This window comes from Micrococcus sp. GbtcB5, assembly GCF_019091605.1.
Lineage (GTDB): Bacteria > Actinomycetota > Actinomycetes > Actinomycetales > Micrococcaceae > Micrococcus > Micrococcus luteus.
Window position 1 is genome coordinate 1 of record NZ_JAGXJK010000097.1, and the last position, 486, is coordinate 486.

General features: G+C 69.3%; 1 protein-coding gene. It reads left to right on the forward strand.

Annotation, left to right across the window (positions count from 1 at the left end):
- Positions 1-18: 18 nt before the first annotated feature.
- On the forward strand, positions 19-486 hold a 468-nt coding region (locus tag KVS67_RS11615), incomplete at its 3' end, for an MFS transporter (RefSeq protein ID WP_254629358.1).

Below are 486 nucleotides of genomic sequence, written 5' to 3' on the forward strand. Positions count from 1 at the left end.
ACCGCGTTAGCGGACGGGATGATCGAGGGACCCACCACGATGGCGGCGATCAGCCGCAGGCTCTCGCCCCGGTGGACACTCACGGGGTTTCTCGCGGTCTTCATCGTGGTACACGTCGTCGGAGCGCTGACCGATGATTTCGGTGTGCTCTTCGCGACGCGGGTTCTCGCGGCGCTGGCCAACGCCGGGTTCCTCGCCGTGACGCTGTCCACCGTCTCGCGCATCGTCGCTGCCGAGCGTCAGGCACGCGCCCTGTCCGTCATCCTCGCCGGAACGTCCGTGGCCTTGATCGCCGGGGTTCCGGCCGGGGCGTTCATCGGGGCGGCACTGGGGTGGCGGGCCACGCTTGGCGTCATCGCCCTGGTGTGCCTGCCCGCACTGATCGCCGTGCTCATCGCCACCCCGACACGGCCCGGCGAGTCTTCTCCGGCATCTCATGACCGGACGTTGGTACGGGAACTGCGCACGTTGCGCACCAGGCCCGTC